The following is a 16,078-nucleotide window of genomic DNA, read 5'->3' on the forward strand; positions in this document are numbered from 1 at the left end:
AGCCACAAGAGCCAGCCAAGTTTTAGCCGCTAAAGCCCGCCGGGGTGGCTCAACCCCCGGACAACCCATAACGCAAACGCCACGGGTTCGGCGCGAGGGCGCACGGAGCATGCGCCGCGTTGTCGCCTCTTTCGCCCCTGCAATCCGCGATGCAACGTCGCGGCCGAAGTCACCCTTGTGCGCTTCGGTGTTGCGGTCGAAATTAGTTCGGTATATCGTATGAGCCTGTATAGAATGCGCGAAACGCAACGGCATACAGGGCATACGGAATGACCGACCAGAAACCAGAACACAACAGCATCAAGGAACGGGCGAAGAAGAAGCTCGAACGCGACATGGGGCCGGAGCTGCTGGCCGCCCTCAACGATCCCAAGACCGTTGAAATCATGCTCAACGCGGACGGCAAGCTCTGGCTCGAACGCCTGGGCGAGCCGATGAAGTGCATCGGCACGCTGCGCGTCGCGCAGGCGCAAGCCATCATCGAAACCATCGCGGGCTACCACGGCAAGGAAGTCACGCGCTCCAAGCCGATCCTGGAAGGCGAGCTGCCCCTTGATGGCAGTCGCTTCGCCGGCCAGCTCCCGCCGGTTGTGCCCGCACCCACCTTCGCCATTCGGAAGAAGGCCGTCGCCATCTTCACGCTCGATCAGTACGTCGAACGCGGAATCATGACCGCGCCGCAGCGCGAGGCATTGATTGCAGCGGTGCGCGCGCACCGGAACATCCTTGTGATCGGCGGCACCGGCTCGGGCAAGACCACGCTGGTGAACGCGATCATCAACGAGATGGTGATTCAAGACCCGACCGAGCGGGTTTTCATCATCGAGGACACCGGCGAAATCCAGTGCGCCGCCGAGAACTACGTCCAGTACCACACCAGCATCGACGTGAACATGACGGCGCTGCTGAAAACCACCCTCCGCATGCGCCCCGACCGAATCCTGGTCGGCGAGGTGCGCGGCCCCGAAGCCCTTGATCTGTTGATGGCCTGGAACACCGGGCACGAAGGAGGTGCTGCAACCCTGCACGCAAACAACGCCAAAGCTGGATTGGATCGGCTCGCCATGCTCATCAGCATGCACCCCGATTCCCCGAAACCCATTGAACCGCTTATCGGCGAGGCGGTTCACGTGGTTGTTCATATCGCCCGCGTCGAAGGCTCGCGGCGCATCCAGGAAATCTTGGAGGTTTCCGGGTTCGCCAACGGCCAGTACATCACCAAAACCCTCTGACTAGGAGTTACGACCAATGCAAGCAACCTTCCCGGCATTCCGCCTCAACCGCAACGCCCTGTTCTACATGGGCCTCTTCGCCCTCCTGGCGTTCTTCCTGCTGGCCCCCCAGCACGCATTCGCCTCCGAGGGCACCGGCGGCTCTCTGCCGTATGAGAGCTGGCTGACCAACCTCCGCAACTCCGTCACCGGCCCGGTGGCCTTCGCGCTGTCGATCATCGGCATCGTGGTCGCCGGCGGCATCCTGATCTTCGGCGGCGAACTCAACGGCTTCTTCCGCACGTTGATCTTCATCGTCCTGGTCATGGCCCTGCTGGTCGGCGCGCAGAACATGATGAGCACGTTCTTCGGCCGTGGCGCGGAAATCGCCGCCCTGACCGATGGCGCGCTGCACCAGGTCAAGGTCGCCGCGCTGGACGTGGCCGGCTTCCCCGGCGAAGCCGTCATGCGCTGGGCCGAGCGCGGCCACATCGCGGGGTAAGTCATGGCTCTGCGCGCGATCCCCATCCGTAGGGCCGGCAACCGAGAAAACCTGTTCATGGGCGGGGATCGTGAGCTGGTGATGTTCTCGGGCCTGCTGGCCGGCGCGCTGATTTTCAGCGCCCAAGAAGTGAGGGCAACGGTGTTCGGCATCGCCTTGTGGTTCGGCGCGCTCTTCGCGCTGCGCCTCATGGCGAAGGCCGATCCGAAGCTGCGACACGTGTACCTGCGGCACCGCCGGTACAAGCCGTACTACCCGGCTCGCAGCACGCCCTTCCGTGACAACACGCCGAGTCAAGGGAAGCAATACAAATGATCGAAGCAATCGCAATTGCCATTGCTGTGCTCGGTGCGGTTCTGTTGCTCATCCTCTTTGCCCGCATCCGGGCTGTCGATGCCGAGCTGAAGCTCAAGAAGCATCGCGCCAAGGATGCCGGCCTGGCCGATCTGCTCAATTACGCCGCCGTGGTCGATGACGGCGTGATCGTGGGCAAGAACGGCTCCTTTATGGCCGCCTGGCTGTACAAGGGGGATGACAACGCCAGCAGCACCGAGGAACAGCGGGAAATGGTGTCGTTCCGCATCAACCAGGCCCTGGCGGGCCTGGGGAACGGCTGGATGGTGCATGTCGATGCTGTGCGTCGGCCTGCGCCGAACTACTCGGAGCGGGGCGTGTCATCGTTCCCCGACTCCGTTTCCTTCGCCATTGACGAGGAACGCCGGCGCTTGTTCGAGGGCCTGGGCGCGATGTTCGAGGGCTACTTTGTCCTGACCGTCACGTGGTTCCCGCCAGTGCTGGCCCAGCGCAAGTTTGTCGAACTCATGTTCGATGACGATGCGGTGGCTCCCGACCATACGGCGCGCACTACGGGCCTGATTGCGCAGTTCAAGCGCGAGATCACCAGCCTGGAATCGCGCCTGTCCTCGGCGGTCAAGATGACGCGCCTGCGCGGCCAAAAAGTCGTGTCGGAAGAGGGCAGGGAAGTCACGCACGATGACTTCCTGAGCTGGTTGCAGTTCTGCGTGACGGGCCTCCATCACCCGGTCATGCTGCCCAGCAATCCGATGTACCTCGATGCGGTAATCGGCGGGCAAGAGCTGTGGGGCGGCGTCGTGCCCAAGATCGGGCGCAAGTTCATCCAGGTGGTCGCCATCGAAGGCTTCCCCTTGGAGTCAACGCCTGGGGTGCTCTCGGCCCTGGCCGAGCTGCCCAGCGAATACCGCTGGTCGAGCCGCTTCATCTTCATGGATCAGCACGAGTCCTTGAAGCACCTGGACAAGTTCCGCAAGAAGTGGAAGCAGAAGATTCGCGGCTTCTTCGATCAGGTGTTCAACACGAATACCGGCTCGATCAACCAGGACGCGGCCGCGATGGTCGGCGACGCCGAGGCGGCCATCGCCGAGGTCAACAGCGGCTTGGTGGCGGCCGGCTACTACACCAGCGTGGTCGTGCTGATGGACGAGGATCGGGAGCGCCTGGCGGCCTCCGCGCTCCTGGTCGAGAAGGCCGTCAACCGCCTGGCCTTCGCGGCCCGTATCGAGACGATCAACACGCTCGATGCGTACCTGGGCAGCTTGCCCGGCCACGGCGTCGAGAACGTGCGCCGGCCGCTCATCAACACGATGAACCTGGCCGACCTGCTGCCGACAAGCTCGATCTGGACGGGCAGCGCCACGGCTCCGTGCCCGATGTACCCGCCGCTGTCGCCGGCGCTCATGCACTGCGTGACGGTGGGCGCTACGCCGTTCCGCCTGAACCTGCACGTGCGCGACCTGGGCCACACCTTCATGTTCGGCCCGACCGGCGCAGGCAAATCGACGCACCTGGGCATCATCGCCGCGCAGCTCCGTCGCTACGCCGGCATGTCGATCTACGCCTTCGACAAGGGCATGTCGATGTACCCACTCGCGGCCGGCATCCGCGCGGCCACGAAGGGCAAGAGCGGCCTGCATTTCACGGTGGCCGCCGACGATGACCGCCTGGCGTTCTGCCCGCTCCAGTTCCTCGAAACGAAGGGGGATAGGGCCTGGGCGATGGAGTGGATCGACACCATCCTGGCGTTGAACGGCGTCAACACCACGCCGGCGCAGCGCAACGAGATCGGCAACGCGATCATGAGCATGCACGCCAGCGGCGCGCGCACGCTCTCCGAGTTCTCGGTGACGATTCAGGACGAGGCGATCCGCGAGGCCATCAAGCAGTACACGGTGGACGGCTCGATGGGCCACCTGCTCGACGCCGAAGAGGACGGCCTGTCGCTGTCCGACTTCACGGTGTTCGAGATCGAAGAGCTGATGAACCTGGGCGAGAAGTTCGCGCTGCCGGTGCTGCTCTACCTGTTCCGCCGCATCGAGCGCGCACTGAAAGGCCAGCCCTCCGTCATCATCCTGGACGAAGCCTGGTTGATGCTGGGCCACCCCGCGTTCCGCGCCAAGATCAGGGAATGGCTCAAGGTGCTGCGCAAGGCCAACTGCCTTGTGCTGATGGCGACGCAAAGCCTCTCCGACGCGGCCAACTCGGGCATCTTGGACGTGATCGTGGAATCGACCGCGACCAAGATTTTCCTGCCCAACGTCTACGCCAGGGATGAGGACACATCGGCGCTCTATCGCCGTATGGGCCTCAACGCGCGTCAGATCGAAATCCTGGCGACTGCCATTCCGAAGCGTCAGTACTACTACGTCTCGGAGAACGGCCGCCGTCTCTATGACCTTGCCCTGGGGCCGATGGCCCTGGCCTTCGTCGGTGCGTCCGACAAGGAATCGGTCGCCACCATCAAGAGCCTCGAAGCCAAGTTCGGCCACGAATGGGTGCATGAGTGGCTGGCCGGCCGTGGGCTGAATCTCAACGACTACCTGGAGGCCGCATGAGCATCGCCGACACCCTCAAGGGCTTGATCTTCAAGAAGCCCGCCAACTCCGCCGAGCCGCGCGATCCGCGCCGCTCGAAGGAACCGCTCGCCGGCGGCCGCCGTGCGGGCGAGGCCGAGAACCCCTACCTGGCCGCGCGCCGCACCTGGAACGATCACGTGGGCGGCGTCGTCTCGCAGCGCCAAACCTGGCAGGTGATCGGCATCCTGTCGCTGTTGATCGCGCTGGCCGGCGTGGGTGGCGTGATCCACATCGGCAGCCAGTCGAAGTTCATCCCCTACGTGGTCGAGGTGGACAAGCTGGGCCAGACGGTGGCCGCCGGCCCGGTGCAGGCCGCAGGGAAGGCCGATCCGCGTGTCATCCACGCCGCCGTTGCGGACTGGATGAGCTGCGCGCGCATGGTGTCGCCTGACGTGGCCTTGCAGCGCAAGTGCGTGTTCAAGGCGTACTCGATGCTCGCCCCCAACGATCCGGCGACGCCAAAGATGAACGAGTGGTTGAACGGCACGCCCGATTCCAGCCCGTTCAAGCGCGCCGAGAAGGAAATGGTCAGCGTCGAGATCAAGACCGTCATCCCGCAAACGCCCGACACCTGGCAAGTCGAGTGGGTGGAAACCACGCGCGACCGCCAAGGCACGCTGAAAGGTCAGCCCGTCACCTGGCGCGCGCTCGTGACTACCTACATCGCCGAGGTCACGCCCAACACCACCGATGAGCAACTGCGGAACAACCCGTTGAGCATCTACGTGCGTGATTACTCCTGGTCCCGCATCCAATGAATTCGAGGTCATCCACCATGAAGAAAACCCTCTCCGCTTTGATCGTGGGCGCTGCTGTGGCGGTGCCCTCCCTGGCTCTGGCCGCCCCTGGCGACGACATTGCCGACAAGTATTTCAACAAGACCAACCCGACGCTGACCGCTCAAGAGCGCGCGGCGCTCGCCATCGCCAAACGGTGGGAAGCGGGGTCGGCGACCGGCATCAAGCCGGTGGCCGGCTCGGGCGGTGCCATCAAGTTCGTGTACGGCGCGCAGCAGCCGAGCATCGTTTGCGCGGTGCTCCAGGTGTGCGACGTGGCCTTGCAGCCCGGCGAACAAGTGAACTCGATCAACCTGGGCGACACGGCCAGGTGGACGGTGGAACCGGCCATCACCGGCAGCGGCGCGACCGAGGTTCAGCACCTCATCATCAAGCCGATGGACGTGGGCCTCGAAACCAGCCTGGTTGTGACCACGAACCGCCGCAGCTACCACTTCCGCCTGCGCTCGCATCGCACCGAGTACATGCCGCAAGTCTCGTTCACGTACCCCGAGGAAGCGCAAGCCAAGTGGGACGCGATCCAGCGCCGCGAGAAGCAGGAACGCACCGACAACACCCTGCCGGCGACGGGCGAGTACCTGGGCGATCTCTCGTTCGACTATGAGCTGTCCGGGTCGGCGAGCTGGAAGCCTGTGCGCGTCTACAACGATGGCCGCAAGACCATCATCGAAATGCCCGGCACGATGCAGCAGACCGAAGCGCCGACGCTCCTGGTCGTGCGCAAAGAGGGCGGCTTGTTCACCGACGACGAAACGGTGCTGGTCAATTACCGCGTGCAGGGCAATCGCTACATCGTGGACACGGTGTTTGACCGCGCGATCCTGATTGCCGGTGTTGGCAGTAGCCAAGACCGCGTGACCATCAGCCGGAGGAAGTGACCATGCGCAAGATCGTCTCTCTCGCGCTGCTCGCCCTCGCCCTGGGCCTCGGCGGCTGCGCAACCACCAGCCAGTACGGCAACTTCGTCCAGTCGGCCGCGCTCGATCAGCAGAAGCTCGCCACCGACGCGGTGCAGCAGCTCGCCACGCTGTACGCGCCGGCGCGCACGCGCCTGGAGCTGCAACAGCCGACGCCCGATCCGTTCGGCCAGGCGCTCGTCAAGTCGCTGCGCGACAAGGGCTATGCCCTCCTGGAGTACGCCCCGGCCGGCGCTTCCACGCAGGCCCCGGCCTCGGCGGCATCGCAGGCGAGCGCACCGGCCACCACGGCCGCGTCGGGCGGCCTGCCGTTGCGCTACGTGCTCGACCAGGCTGGCGACTCGAACCTGTACCGCCTGACCTTGATGGTCGGCAATCAATCCATCACCCGCCCTTACCTGGCGCAAAACGGCACGTTCGCGCCGGCCGGGTACTGGGTGCGCAAGGAGTGACGCCATGACAGAAAACGCCGATCAGATGGCACCTGACGCTTCGCCTGGCGAAGTGTCCAAGAAGGCGGGCGTCCGTCGCGTCAACAACATGCCCATGTACATCCTCGGCGGCGTCCTGCTGTCGTTCGTGCTGGTCATGGCCCTGGTCGCGGCGGATCGCGCGGCCAAGCAGAACGCGCCGGCGGACGGCCCCAAGGAGAAGGCCGGCAACACGTCGATGTTCGCCAAGGAGATCGCAGGCGACAAGACCGGCGGCTTGATCGAGCCGGCAAGCCCGCTCAAGGTGCCCGACATGCCGACCGGCCCGGCGTCGGCTCCGCTGGAGATCGCGCGGCCGTCCAACCCGGACGCGCCGCCGGCCCCGCCGGCCAACCCCGGCAACCCGGGCCAGCCGGTGAACGACGACGAGGCCCAGCGCATCCGCATGGCGAAGATGCAGATGTTCGGCGAAGCCGTGAAGGCCAAGACCACCGTGCGCGTGGATGCCCCGCGTAGCAACGGCTCCGCGCCGGGTGGCCCGAGCACCTACACCGGCACGCCGCAGACGCGCGATGAAATGCTGAACCGCATCGCAGCGGTGCAGCAGCAAATCGACGCGCAGCGCAGCAACGATCCGACCGCCGCCTATCAAGCACGCCTGGCGCAGATTCGCGGCATGGGCGTCGGTGGTGGCGGCGCGGCTCCGGCCGCCGGCGGCATGGGCGCGGGCGGTGCGCCGCAGCTCCTGCAAACCTCGACCAGCGGCGGCGGGCGCAACAGCATGGCGCAGTTCGGCCAAGGTGGGCAGGGCGACCGCTGGAAGCTGGATTCGCAGCCGGAAGCGCCGCGCACACCGTTCGAGCTGCGCGCGGGCTTCGTCGTGCCGGCCACGCTCATTTCGGGCATCAACTCCGATCTGCCGGGCCAAATCATGGCCCAGGTCGCGCAGGACGTGTACGACACACCGACCGGCAAGCACCTGTTGATCCCGCAGGGATCGCGCCTCGTCGGCTCGTATTCGAGCGACGTGGCCTACGGCCAAGCGCGCGTGCTGGTTGCGTGGCAACGCATCGTGTTCCCCGATGGCAAGGCGATGGACATTGGCGCGATGCCAGGCGCGGACAGCGCGGGATACGCGGGCTTCCACGACCAGGTGAACAACCACTATGTGCGCCTGTTCGGCTCGGCCTTCCTCATGTCCGGCGTGACAGCAGGCATCACCTACAGCCAACGCCAGAACCAGGCCACAAACACCTATGGCGCACCGAGCGCCAGCAGTGCCCTAAGCGAAGCCCTCGGCCAGCAGCTCGGCCAGGTTACGGCGCAACTCATCGCCAAGAACCTGAGCATTTCGCCGACGCTGGAAATTCGGCCGGGGTATCGCTTCAACGTCGTGGTCACGAAGGACATGACGTTTTCCAAGCCGTACCGTTCCTTCGATTACTAACGCCATAGGAGAAAAGCACCATGAAGCCGAAGTTTTTAGCCGCTAAATTGGCCCTCGTCATTGCTGTTTCGAGCACGCTGGCGGTCACACCTGTGCAGGCTGGCATCCCCGTCATCGACGGCACCAACCTGTCGCAGAACATCATGACGGCCATCGAATCGGTGGCCCAGACGCTCAAGCAAATTGAGCAGTACAGCACCCAGCTCCAGCAGTATCAAAACCAACTCCAGAACACGATGGCCCCGGCCGCGTATATCTGGGATCAGGCGCAATCGACCATCAACGGGTTGATGAACGCGGTCAACACGCTGGATTACTACAAGACCCAACTCGGCAGCCTGGACAGCTACATCGGCAAGTTCCAGGACGTGAACTACTACAAGAACTCGCCGTGCTTTACGGCGGCAGGGTGCTCCGACGCGGAACGCGCAGCACTTCGGAATGTGGCCCAGCTCGCGAGCGAGTCGCAGAAGAAGGCCAACGATGCCTTGTTCAAGGGCCTCGATAGGCAGCAAACGAATCTCACGGCCGATGCAGCGACGTTGCAGCGTCTTCAATCGGCAGCGCAGGGCGCGCAGGGCCAAATGCAGGCCATCGGCTACGCCAACCAGCTCGCCAGCCAGCAGGCCAACCAGCTCTTGCAGATTCGTGGCCTGCTGATCGCGCAGCAGAACGCGATGGCAACCAAGATGCAGGCCGACGCCGACAAGGAAGCCCAGCAGGCGGCAGCGGCCGCACAACTGCGCCAGGGCAGCTACCGGGCCAGCCCGGCGCGCACCTGGTAAGGGGGATTCATGAAAGCAATCAAGGCTCTGTCCTTGGCCTCGGCCGCCCTCGTGGCGGCCTTGGTCGCCGGCTGCGACAACAAGCCGGCCACGGCCCCCATGCCGGAAGTGAACGACGAGAACTGCAAGCCCGAGAACATCGCCAAGATCGAGGACAAGGGCGTCCAGCAGGCTTTTTCGTCGCTGTGCTTGCGTCGTGGTGGGGATTTCAAGCCCAGCCCGAAACGCGAATGGTGAGGTGCTGACGATGAGAATGCCAGCCAATCTAAAAACCCTCGCCCTGCCGCTGTTCGTCTGGCTGGCGTTCTTCGCGGTCGATGCCCACGCGGCCATCGACAACGCCGGCGTGTTCGATAGCGTGCTGGATCGCTACCAGGCCGCCGCGAGCGGCTGGGCCGGTGTCATCACCACGGCCGCAACCTGGCTCTTCTGGACGCTGGTTGTGATCTCGATGGTCTGGACGTTCGGCATGATGGCCTTGCGCAAGGCCGACATTGGCGAGTTCTTCGCGGAGTTCGTCCGCTTCACGATCTTTACCGGCTTCTTCTGGTGGGCGCTGACCAACGGCCCTAACTTCGCCTCGTCCATCTATGCGTCGTTGCGGCAGCTCGCCGGCAACGCGACGGGCCTGGGCAATGCTCTGTCGCCCTCGGGCATCGTGGACGTGGGCTTTGCGATCTTCGACAAGGTGATGGATCAGTCCTCGGTGTGGTCGCCGGTGGACAGCATGGCCGGCATCCTCATGGCCGTGGCGATCCTGGTCATCCTGGCCCTGGTCGGTGTGAATATGCTTCTGCTGCTCGCGTCGGGCTGGGTGCTCGCCTACGGCGGCGTGTTCTTCCTCGGCTTCGGTGGTTCGCGCTGGACTTCCGACATGGCGATCAACTACTACAAGGTCGTCCTGGGCGTGGCCGCGCAGCTCTTCGCAATGGTGCTCCTGGTGGGCATCGGCAAGACCTTCCTCGATGACTACTACTCGCGCATGAGCGCCGGCATCAGCCTCAAGGAAATGGGCGTGATGCTGATCGTCGTCATCATCCTCTTGGCGTTGGTCAACAAGATTCCGCCGCTCATCGCCGGGATCATCACCGGCGCGAGCGTGGGCGGTGCCGGCATCGGCCAGTTCGGTGCAGGCGCTGCGTTGGGTGCCGCAGGCATGGCAGCAGCAGCGGCCGCGACCGGCGGCGCCGCTCTGGCCGCCGGCGCAGCCTCGGCCGCCGGTGGTGCCTCTGCCGTCATGGCCGCCTTCTCGAAGGCCAATGAGAACGTGTCGGCAGGCACGGACGTTATGTCGGCCTTCTCGGGCGGCGGCAGCTCGGGCGGCGGTGCGGGCGGCGGCGGCGACGCCGGCACCGGCAGCACGCCCTTCGCTCAGGCTGCGGGCTTTAGCGGCAGCTCCGGCGGTGGCTCTTCGTCGGGTGGCGGCAGCCCCTCGACCGGCAGCAGCTCGGGCAGCTCGAAGGGCGGCGATAAGGGCGGCGGCAAAGCCGACGCCGGCGGCCAGGGCAGCAGCTCGACGGCCAGCACCGGCAGCAGTGCCGACAAGGCCGCCAAGAACGAACCCAAGCCCGCCGGCGGGGCAGGGCAAGGGCAGCAGGCCGCACCGGGCAGCACCGGCCCCGGCTTGCTCGCATCGGCCGCATCGGCCCTCGGCACGGCCGGCCGCATCGCCGCCGACGCCGGCGCGAACTTGGCGAAGGGAACCGCCGATGTTGCCAAGGCCAAAGCCGCGAGCCTGCGCGAAGCCGCAGCCGAGCGGATCGCCGACACCACTGGCGGAAAGATCGCCGCCGCGATCAAGGCGCAAGGAAGCGGCACGGCCGAGAACATCGACGTGCCCGACCAGCAGCCCGCGCCGAGCTTCGGCGACAACAGCCTGGCAGGCGGCCCCGCCGATGCCGATCCCGAGTCCGAAGTAGCTGCGTTCGCCAACCGCGAGCAAGGCCGCGACGGCACAACTGCGTAACCAAGGAGAGTCCAACCATGAAGAAGAAACTGTTTGCCCTGGCCGCCCTCGTGGCAGCCCTCGGATCGACCGCCGGCACGGCCAGCGCGCAAGACGTGCTGACCGGCGACACGCGCCTGGCCTGCGAGGCGATCCTGTGCCTGTCGTCGGGCACGCGCCCGAGCGAATGCACGCCGTCGCTGTCGCGGTACTTCAACATCACGAAGCGCAAGCTGTCGGACACGATCCGCGCCCGCCTGAACTTCCTCCAGCTTTGCCCGGTGGCGAGCCAGACGCCGGAAATGCAGTCGCTCGTGTCGGCGATCTCGCGCGGCGCTGGCCGTTGCGACGCGCAGTCGCTGAACTCGACGTTGGTGATGTGGACGGGCGGCTACGACGATGGGCGCACGTACATCAGCAACCAGTTGCCTGACTACTGCGGGGCCTACACCGGCCACGCCTACACCGACTTCGCCAGCAGCGGCACGCTGCCGCGCTATGTCGGGACGCCAGAGCGGGGCGGGTATTGGGTCGAAGCGCGCGACTATGACCGCGCCTTGGCCGAGTACAACGAACGCATCCGGCGCGAGGACGAAGAGCGCCGCCGTCAGTCCTGGCTGAACTGAGGGAGGGGAGGGCATGCCGTTCTTCGCCGATCTGCCGCCGCAGCTCCAGGAGCGCGTCGTCTGCTCGATCTCGGCCGCCGTCAAGTACGAGGTGCCGGTCAACATCGTGTTGGCCGTCGCCGAGAAAGAGGGCGGCAAGCCGGGCCAGTGGGTGCGCAACTCGAATGGCACGCATGACGTTGGCCCGATGCAGTTCAACACCGCGTACCTGGGCGACCTGGCCCGATACGGCATCACGGCGAACGATGTGGCGGCTGCCGGCTGCTACTCGTTCGACCTGGCCGCCTGGCGGCTGCGGATGCACATCCGCAACGACAAGGGCGACCTCTGGACGAAGGCGGCGAACTACCACTCGCGCACGCCGCAGTACAACGCGGTGTACCGGGCCGACTTGATGCGCAAGGCGTCGAAGTGGGCCGATTGGCTCGAAGCTCGGTTCGTCACGCTTGACGTGACGAAGGCCGGGGCCACGCCCTCGACGCCCAGCCAGCCCGCGACGGTGGCCCAGCGGGCGACGCCGGCGGCCAGGCCGGCACCAGCACCCCAGCAGGCCGCCCCAGCGGCCGCAGCAGCTCGCAGCGTGTCGGTGGCCGGCTACGTGCCCCGCACGGTGTCTTTCAACACTTCACGCGAGGGGTCGGCCGAGTAGGCCGGCTCTTCCGATTTAGCGGCTAAACATGGACAAATTCCACGCCTTCATGATGCGGTACACGCTGGGCGTCGGCCGGTTGCTTCAAGCCTATTGCAAGTGGGCGGAAGGACAGGCCAAGAACCAGCTCGATTTGCTTCTGCTGGGCCTCGGCCCGATCTTCGCCTTGGGCCTTCTGCTGTGGGCGCTGCCGGCGTGGATCGGCAAGCCCATCGCCTTCGTGCTCTCACTGCCAGCGCTCTACATCATCTTCCTGGTGCTGCGCGCCTACGCGATTCGCGGGGGCCGGCGCTGATGAAGGCCCTGCGGATTCCTGATGGAACCGTCGAAGCGTTGAAGTGGCTCGCACTGGTTCTCATGACCGGCGATCACGTCAACAAGTACCTGTTCAACGCGACGCTGCCGGTGCTGTTCGAGGCCGGCCGCGTGGCGCTCCCCCTTTTCGTGTTCGTCCTGGCCTACAACCTGGCCCGGCCGGGCACGCTCGAACGCGGCGTGTACGGCCGCACCATGTCGCGCCTGGCGATGTTCGGCGCGCTGGCCTCCGTGCCCTTCGTGGCCCTCGGCGGCCTGTACGCCGGTTGGTGGCCGCTCAACGTGATGTTCACGCTGCTGGTCGTCACGGCCACGGCTTACCTGGTCGAACGTGGCGGCAAGCTGCACCTGGCGGCCGCCGGCGTGGTGTTCCTGGTCGGCGGCAGCTCGGTCGAATATTGGTGGCCGGCCGTGGCTTTCGGCCTGGCGGTGTGGTCGTACACGCGCCGGCCGAGCTGGGCCGCCGCGGCGGTCGCGGTGCTGGCCTGCGCGGCCCTGTGGTTCGTCAATCGCAACCTGTGGGCCTTGGCAGCCCTGCCGGTGCTCTTCCTGGCCTCGCGGGTGGATGTGCGCGTGCCGCGCCTGCGCTGGGCCTTCTACGCCTATTACCCGCTGCACCTGGCCTCGCTCTGGTTGATCCGCATCCCCATGAGCAAGGCCGGCTACCTGTTCTTCTGATTGGAGTCCTGCCCCATGCGAAAACCCGTTCTTCTGGCCCTCTCTCTGGCGTTCCTGGTCAGCGCGCAAAGCGCACTGGCCGCCGGCGACGCCGGCAACTTCGGCACGCCGATCAAGTCCGGCGTATCGGTGTCCTTCCCCGACAGCAGCGCGACATTCCAGCCGACGCCAGAGGCCCTGGAGCTGCTGGCCGACGCTAGGAATGCGGCGATCATCTACATCAGCGGGCGCACCAGCACACTACGGCCCAGCGCGGCCGATGAGGCCCTTGCACTACGCCGTGCGCTCTCGGCCAGGTCGTACTTGGTGGCGCGCGGCGTCTCGCCGCTCAAGATCATGGTGAACTTCGCATCGGCCGCCGATTTCGTGGCAGACAACTCGACGGCCGAGGGCCGGCGCGAGAACCAGCGCGTGGACATTGAGGTGGTCTACATCCCCACCTACTGAGCGATCCGGCATCGCCATTCCTGGCGGTGCTGCAGGACGCTCCAGCAGCTTCGCATCGTCGGCTCTGACGATGCAGGCCCGGCCGGCTTCCCTTGACAGCATCGCCATTTCTGACGATGCTGGCCAAGTCCCGATTTACTCCAGGAAGAAGGCCATGAGATACCCCGGCGGCAAGGGCGGTGCCGGCGTCTACCAGACGATCATCAACAACATCCCGCCTCACGACACGTACATCGAAACGCACCTGGGCGGCGGCAACATCCTGGAGCGCAAGCGGCCCGCTGCCCGCAGCGTCGGCATCGACGTTGATCCCGAGGTGATCGAGGTCTGGCAGCAGCTCGACGTGCCCGGCCTGGAGCTGCACCACGGCGACGCCGTGGCCTGGCTGGAGTCCCACCAGTTCACCGGCTCCGAGTTCGTCTACGCCGATCCGCCCTACGTGATGGACAGCCGGCGCGGCGGCAAGCTATACCGCCACGAATACGACGACGCCGACCACGTGCGGCTGCTCGACGTGCTGGCCGGCTTGCCGTGCGCGGTGATGGTGTCGGGCTACAGCTCAACGATCTATGACAGCTCTCCCTTGGCGTCATGGAGAACCATCGACTTCAACGCGATGACGCGCGGCGGCATCGCTATCGAACGGCTGTGGATGAACTACCCCGAGCCGGCCGAGCTGCACGATCTGCGCTACCTCGGCAGCAACTTCCGCGAGCGCGAGCGCATCAAGCGGAAGAAAGCCCGCTGGCAAGCGAAGCTCGCCAAGCTCGATCCGCTGGAGCGGGCGGCGATCATGGAATGCCTGCGCGAGCTGGAGGCGGCCGAGTAGGTCACGCCTGCGCCTGGTTGTGCAGCGCCCATACGCGCTTGACCTGGCTTTCACTGCACCCGGCCAGCCTGGCCGTCTCTGGAATGCTGTGGCCTGCGCTGCGCAGCGCCACGATGCGTTCATGCACCTTTGTGTTGGCCTTGCGGCCGGTGTAGCGGCCGGCGTCCTTCGCCAGCTCGACGCCCTGCCGCTGCCGCTCGCGGCGATCCTCGTAGTCGTCGCGGGCCATCTGCAACGCCAGCTTCAAAAGCATGTCCTGGATCGACTCCAGCACCACCTTTGCCACGCCCTTCGCCTCGGCGGCCAGGTCGGATAGATCGACCACGCCAGGGACAGCCAGGCGCGCGCCCTGGGCGCGGATCGAGGCCACGAGGCGTTCGGCCTCGGGCAGCGGCAGGCGGCTGATGCGGTCGATCTTCTCCGCAACGACGACTTCACCGGGTTGCAGGTCGCCGATCATGCGCAGCAGCTCGGCGCGATCGGCGCGAGCGCCCGAAGCCTTCTCGCGGTAGATGCCGGCGACGTAGAAGCCGGCGGCCCTGGTGCTCTCCACGATGGCGGCCTGCCTGGTCAAGTCCTGCTCGTCGGTGCTGACGCGCAAGTAGATGCGCGCGACCTTGAAAGCGACGCCGGCGGCCTGGTGCTCGGTCGGCGTCCGCATGATGCGGTCGGCACCTTCGACCAGGCCATCGCCGCCGACGCGCAGCGGTGGCGTCTTGGCGAGCGCCTGGCGCGCTGCGCGTGACTGGCGCGGCATGGCCGCAATCTGTGTTTCCTGGGCGGTGCGCGGCGTGATGATCGCGCTGCGCTTCGCCTTGGTCTTGCCTTGTCATTTTCAGAAGACGTCTGCACCAGTTCATGAGGCTGGCCGCCCCGTGTGCAGCCGACTTCTGACCGGGTCGTGTCAGCAGTCCTATGCACGAAACTCCAAGAAGGGCGGAAATTGCGCAGAACTTCCCTGCACGACGTTGCGGAACGGCTTGGCTTGCGCTATGGTTTCATGCGCAGTATCATGTAACCATACATGCAACCAATGGAGAGCACCATGCCATCAATTCACGAATCAAAGGTAGCCCGACACCGCGAACGGATGCGCGCGGCGGGGCTGCGGCCTGTGCAGTTTTGGGTGCCGGACACCCGTTCGCCTGAGTTCACGGCGCAAGTGCGCAAGCAATGCCAAAGCCTGAAGGGCGACCCAGCAGAAGCAGAGGTTTTGCGCTTCACCGAAGAGGCGGCATCGCACGTTGAGGGCTGGGAGTGATGCAGCGAGGCGACCTCGTGACGGTTTCATTGCAGGGTGACTACGGCAAACCACGACCAGCCCTGATCGTTCAATCAGACCTACTAACCGACTTGGAAAGCGTTGTGCTGTGCCCAGTGACAAGCGACCTGCGCAATGCCGCGTTTCGCGTCACCGTGGAACCGAATCCAGCTAACGGGCTGCGCGCACTATCGCAAGTTATGGTGGACAAGCTCTCGACGCTACCGCGCACCAAAATCAGTGAACCGTTTGGCCGCCTCGACGATGAGCGAATGAAAGCAATAGATAGGGCGCTCCTGTTGGTCGTTGGCGTTATTTGACCCGGTGCCGGAAAAATCTGGGATTCC

General features: G+C 65.4%; 20 protein-coding genes. 19 read left to right on the plus strand and 1 reads right to left on the minus strand.

All coding sequences use genetic code 11. From position 1 onward, the window contains the following. The first annotated feature begins 269 nt into the window (after positions 1 to 269). From trbB to CCX87_RS20065, 17 genes are all read left to right on the plus strand, one after another. Positions 270 to 1,232, plus strand: a complete 963-nt coding sequence (trbB, locus tag CCX87_RS19985; protein ID WP_000132020.1) for a P-type conjugative transfer ATPase TrbB — start codon at positions 270 to 272, stop codon at positions 1,230 to 1,232. A 16-nt stretch (positions 1,233 to 1,248) separates the two neighbouring features. After that, positions 1,249 to 1,713, plus strand: a complete 465-nt coding sequence (trbC, locus tag CCX87_RS19990) for a conjugal transfer system pilin TrbC (protein ID WP_011114046.1) — start codon at positions 1,249 to 1,251, stop codon at positions 1,711 to 1,713. Positions 1,714 to 1,716: 3 nt separating this feature from the next. Beyond that, complete coding sequence (locus CCX87_RS19995) at positions 1,717 to 2,028, plus strand: conjugal transfer protein TrbD (protein WP_001207961.1); 312 nt, start codon at positions 1,717 to 1,719, stop codon at positions 2,026 to 2,028. Next, a complete protein-coding gene (locus CCX87_RS20000; RefSeq protein ID WP_011114047.1) occupies positions 2,025 to 4,583 on the plus strand; it encodes a VirB4 family type IV secretion/conjugal transfer ATPase in 2,559 nt (852 codons plus the stop codon). Before CCX87_RS19995 ends, CCX87_RS20000 begins: the two co-directional genes overlap by 4 nt. After that, entirely contained in the window at positions 4,580 to 5,362 is a 783-nt protein-coding gene (locus tag CCX87_RS20005; RefSeq protein WP_006122481.1) for a conjugal transfer protein TrbF, read from the plus strand. Before CCX87_RS20000 ends, CCX87_RS20005 begins: the two co-directional genes overlap by 4 nt. A gap of 17 nt (positions 5,363 to 5,379) precedes the next feature. Next, the gene (gene trbG, locus CCX87_RS20010; RefSeq protein ID WP_006122480.1) at positions 5,380 to 6,279 is read left to right on the plus strand and encodes a P-type conjugative transfer protein TrbG; all 900 of its coding nucleotides are present in this window, start codon (positions 5,380 to 5,382) and stop codon (positions 6,277 to 6,279) included. Between the two features lie 2 nt (positions 6,280 to 6,281). After that, the gene (locus CCX87_RS20015) at positions 6,282 to 6,770 is read left to right on the plus strand and encodes a conjugal transfer protein TrbH (RefSeq protein WP_006122479.1); all 489 of its coding nucleotides are present in this window, start codon (positions 6,282 to 6,284) and stop codon (positions 6,768 to 6,770) included. Between the two features lie 4 nt (positions 6,771 to 6,774). Next, entirely contained in the window at positions 6,775 to 8,196 is a 1,422-nt protein-coding gene (locus tag CCX87_RS20020; protein ID WP_011114050.1) for a TrbI/VirB10 family protein, read from the plus strand. A gap of 20 nt (positions 8,197 to 8,216) precedes the next feature. Further along, positions 8,217 to 8,981, plus strand: a complete 765-nt coding sequence (gene trbJ, locus CCX87_RS20025; RefSeq protein ID WP_010890135.1) for a P-type conjugative transfer protein TrbJ — start codon at positions 8,217 to 8,219, stop codon at positions 8,979 to 8,981. 9 nt (positions 8,982 to 8,990) lie between these two features. Then, positions 8,991 to 9,218 carry an entry exclusion lipoprotein TrbK gene (gene trbK / locus CCX87_RS20030; RefSeq protein ID WP_000644148.1) on the plus strand — a complete coding sequence of 76 codons (228 nt, stop codon included), beginning with the start codon at positions 8,991 to 8,993 and terminating at the stop codon, positions 9,216 to 9,218. 10 nt (positions 9,219 to 9,228) lie between these two features. Continuing rightward, positions 9,229 to 10,947, plus strand: a complete 1,719-nt coding sequence (gene trbL, locus CCX87_RS20035; protein ID WP_011114051.1) for a P-type conjugative transfer protein TrbL — start codon at positions 9,229 to 9,231, stop codon at positions 10,945 to 10,947. Between the two features lie 17 nt (positions 10,948 to 10,964). Beyond that, positions 10,965 to 11,552 carry a TrbM/KikA/MpfK family conjugal transfer protein gene (locus CCX87_RS20040; RefSeq protein WP_010890138.1) on the plus strand — a complete coding sequence of 196 codons (588 nt, stop codon included), beginning with the start codon at positions 10,965 to 10,967 and terminating at the stop codon, positions 11,550 to 11,552. A gap of 13 nt (positions 11,553 to 11,565) precedes the next feature. After that, a complete protein-coding gene (locus CCX87_RS20045; protein WP_011114052.1) occupies positions 11,566 to 12,201 on the plus strand; it encodes a transglycosylase SLT domain-containing protein in 636 nt (211 codons plus the stop codon). Positions 12,202 to 12,229: 28 nt separating this feature from the next. Then, positions 12,230 to 12,496: a hypothetical protein gene (locus tag CCX87_RS20050; RefSeq protein ID WP_010890140.1), complete on the plus strand. Its 267-nt coding sequence runs from the start codon at positions 12,230 to 12,232 to the stop codon at positions 12,494 to 12,496. Then, positions 12,496 to 13,194: a TraX family protein gene (locus CCX87_RS20055; RefSeq protein ID WP_011114053.1), complete on the plus strand. Its 699-nt coding sequence runs from the start codon at positions 12,496 to 12,498 to the stop codon at positions 13,192 to 13,194. The genes CCX87_RS20050 and CCX87_RS20055 overlap by 1 nt, the downstream gene beginning before the upstream one ends. A 15-nt stretch (positions 13,195 to 13,209) precedes the next feature. Next, positions 13,210 to 13,641 carry an OmpA family protein gene (locus CCX87_RS20060; RefSeq protein ID WP_001665065.1) on the plus strand — a complete coding sequence of 144 codons (432 nt, stop codon included), beginning with the start codon at positions 13,210 to 13,212 and terminating at the stop codon, positions 13,639 to 13,641. Positions 13,642 to 13,795: 154 nt separating this feature from the next. Beyond that, a complete protein-coding gene (locus tag CCX87_RS20065) occupies positions 13,796 to 14,470 on the plus strand; it encodes a DNA methylase (protein WP_011178411.1) in 675 nt (224 codons plus the stop codon). A gap of 1 nt (position 14,471) precedes the next feature. Here CCX87_RS20065 and CCX87_RS20070 read toward each other — a convergent pair whose 3' ends face one another. After that, a complete protein-coding gene (locus CCX87_RS20070) occupies positions 14,472 to 15,131 on the minus strand; it encodes a recombinase family protein (protein ID WP_011178412.1) in 660 nt (219 codons plus the stop codon). 372 nt (positions 15,132 to 15,503) lie between these two features. On the opposite strand from CCX87_RS20070, the gene CCX87_RS20075 reads away from it, so the two are divergent. Continuing rightward, positions 15,504 to 15,731 carry an antitoxin MazE family protein gene (locus CCX87_RS20075; RefSeq protein ID WP_031943320.1) on the plus strand — a complete coding sequence of 76 codons (228 nt, stop codon included), beginning with the start codon at positions 15,504 to 15,506 and terminating at the stop codon, positions 15,729 to 15,731. Next, positions 15,731 to 16,051: a type II toxin-antitoxin system PemK/MazF family toxin gene (locus CCX87_RS20080; protein WP_021561444.1), complete on the plus strand. Its 321-nt coding sequence runs from the start codon at positions 15,731 to 15,733 to the stop codon at positions 16,049 to 16,051. The genes CCX87_RS20075 and CCX87_RS20080 overlap by 1 nt, the downstream gene beginning before the upstream one ends. Positions 16,052 to 16,078 lie beyond the last annotated feature (27 nt).

Origin of the sequence: Acidovorax sp. T1 (assembly GCF_002176815.1) — a bacterium.
Classification (GTDB): Bacteria; Pseudomonadota; Gammaproteobacteria; order Burkholderiales; family Burkholderiaceae_C; genus Acidovorax.

Bases quoted from the DNA above. Each gene is read 5' to 3' on its own strand.
- trbB (WP_000132020.1), top strand. From the start codon at position 270: ATGACCGACCAGAAACCAGAACACAACAGCATCAAGGAACGGGCGAAG.
- trbC (WP_011114046.1), top strand. From the start codon at position 1,249: ATGCAAGCAACCTTCCCGGCATTCCGCCTCAACCGCAACGCCCTGTTC.
- CCX87_RS19995 (WP_001207961.1), top strand. From the start codon at position 1,717: ATGGCTCTGCGCGCGATCCCCATCCGTAGGGCCGGCAACCGAGAAAAC.
- CCX87_RS20000 (WP_011114047.1), top strand. From the start codon at position 2,025: ATGATCGAAGCAATCGCAATTGCCATTGCTGTGCTCGGTGCGGTTCTG.
- CCX87_RS20005 (WP_006122481.1), top strand. From the start codon at position 4,580: ATGAGCATCGCCGACACCCTCAAGGGCTTGATCTTCAAGAAGCCCGCC.
- trbG (WP_006122480.1), top strand. From the start codon at position 5,380: ATGAAGAAAACCCTCTCCGCTTTGATCGTGGGCGCTGCTGTGGCGGTG.
- CCX87_RS20015 (WP_006122479.1), top strand. From the start codon at position 6,282: ATGCGCAAGATCGTCTCTCTCGCGCTGCTCGCCCTCGCCCTGGGCCTC.
- CCX87_RS20020 (WP_011114050.1), top strand. From the start codon at position 6,775: ATGACAGAAAACGCCGATCAGATGGCACCTGACGCTTCGCCTGGCGAA.
- trbJ (WP_010890135.1), top strand. From the start codon at position 8,217: ATGAAGCCGAAGTTTTTAGCCGCTAAATTGGCCCTCGTCATTGCTGTT.
- trbK (WP_000644148.1), top strand. From the start codon at position 8,991: ATGAAAGCAATCAAGGCTCTGTCCTTGGCCTCGGCCGCCCTCGTGGCG.
- trbL (WP_011114051.1), top strand. From the start codon at position 9,229: ATGAGAATGCCAGCCAATCTAAAAACCCTCGCCCTGCCGCTGTTCGTC.
- CCX87_RS20040 (WP_010890138.1), top strand. From the start codon at position 10,965: ATGAAGAAGAAACTGTTTGCCCTGGCCGCCCTCGTGGCAGCCCTCGGA.
- CCX87_RS20045 (WP_011114052.1), top strand. From the start codon at position 11,566: ATGCCGTTCTTCGCCGATCTGCCGCCGCAGCTCCAGGAGCGCGTCGTC.
- CCX87_RS20050 (WP_010890140.1), top strand. From the start codon at position 12,230: ATGGACAAATTCCACGCCTTCATGATGCGGTACACGCTGGGCGTCGGC.
- CCX87_RS20055 (WP_011114053.1), top strand. From the start codon at position 12,496: ATGAAGGCCCTGCGGATTCCTGATGGAACCGTCGAAGCGTTGAAGTGG.
- CCX87_RS20060 (WP_001665065.1), top strand. From the start codon at position 13,210: ATGCGAAAACCCGTTCTTCTGGCCCTCTCTCTGGCGTTCCTGGTCAGC.
- CCX87_RS20065 (WP_011178411.1), top strand. From the start codon at position 13,796: ATGAGATACCCCGGCGGCAAGGGCGGTGCCGGCGTCTACCAGACGATC.
- CCX87_RS20070 (WP_011178412.1), bottom strand. From the start codon at position 15,131: ATGCGGACGCCGACCGAGCACCAGGCCGCCGGCGTCGCTTTCAAGGTC.
- CCX87_RS20075 (WP_031943320.1), top strand. From the start codon at position 15,504: ATGGAGAGCACCATGCCATCAATTCACGAATCAAAGGTAGCCCGACAC.
- CCX87_RS20080 (WP_021561444.1), top strand. From the start codon at position 15,731: ATGCAGCGAGGCGACCTCGTGACGGTTTCATTGCAGGGTGACTACGGC.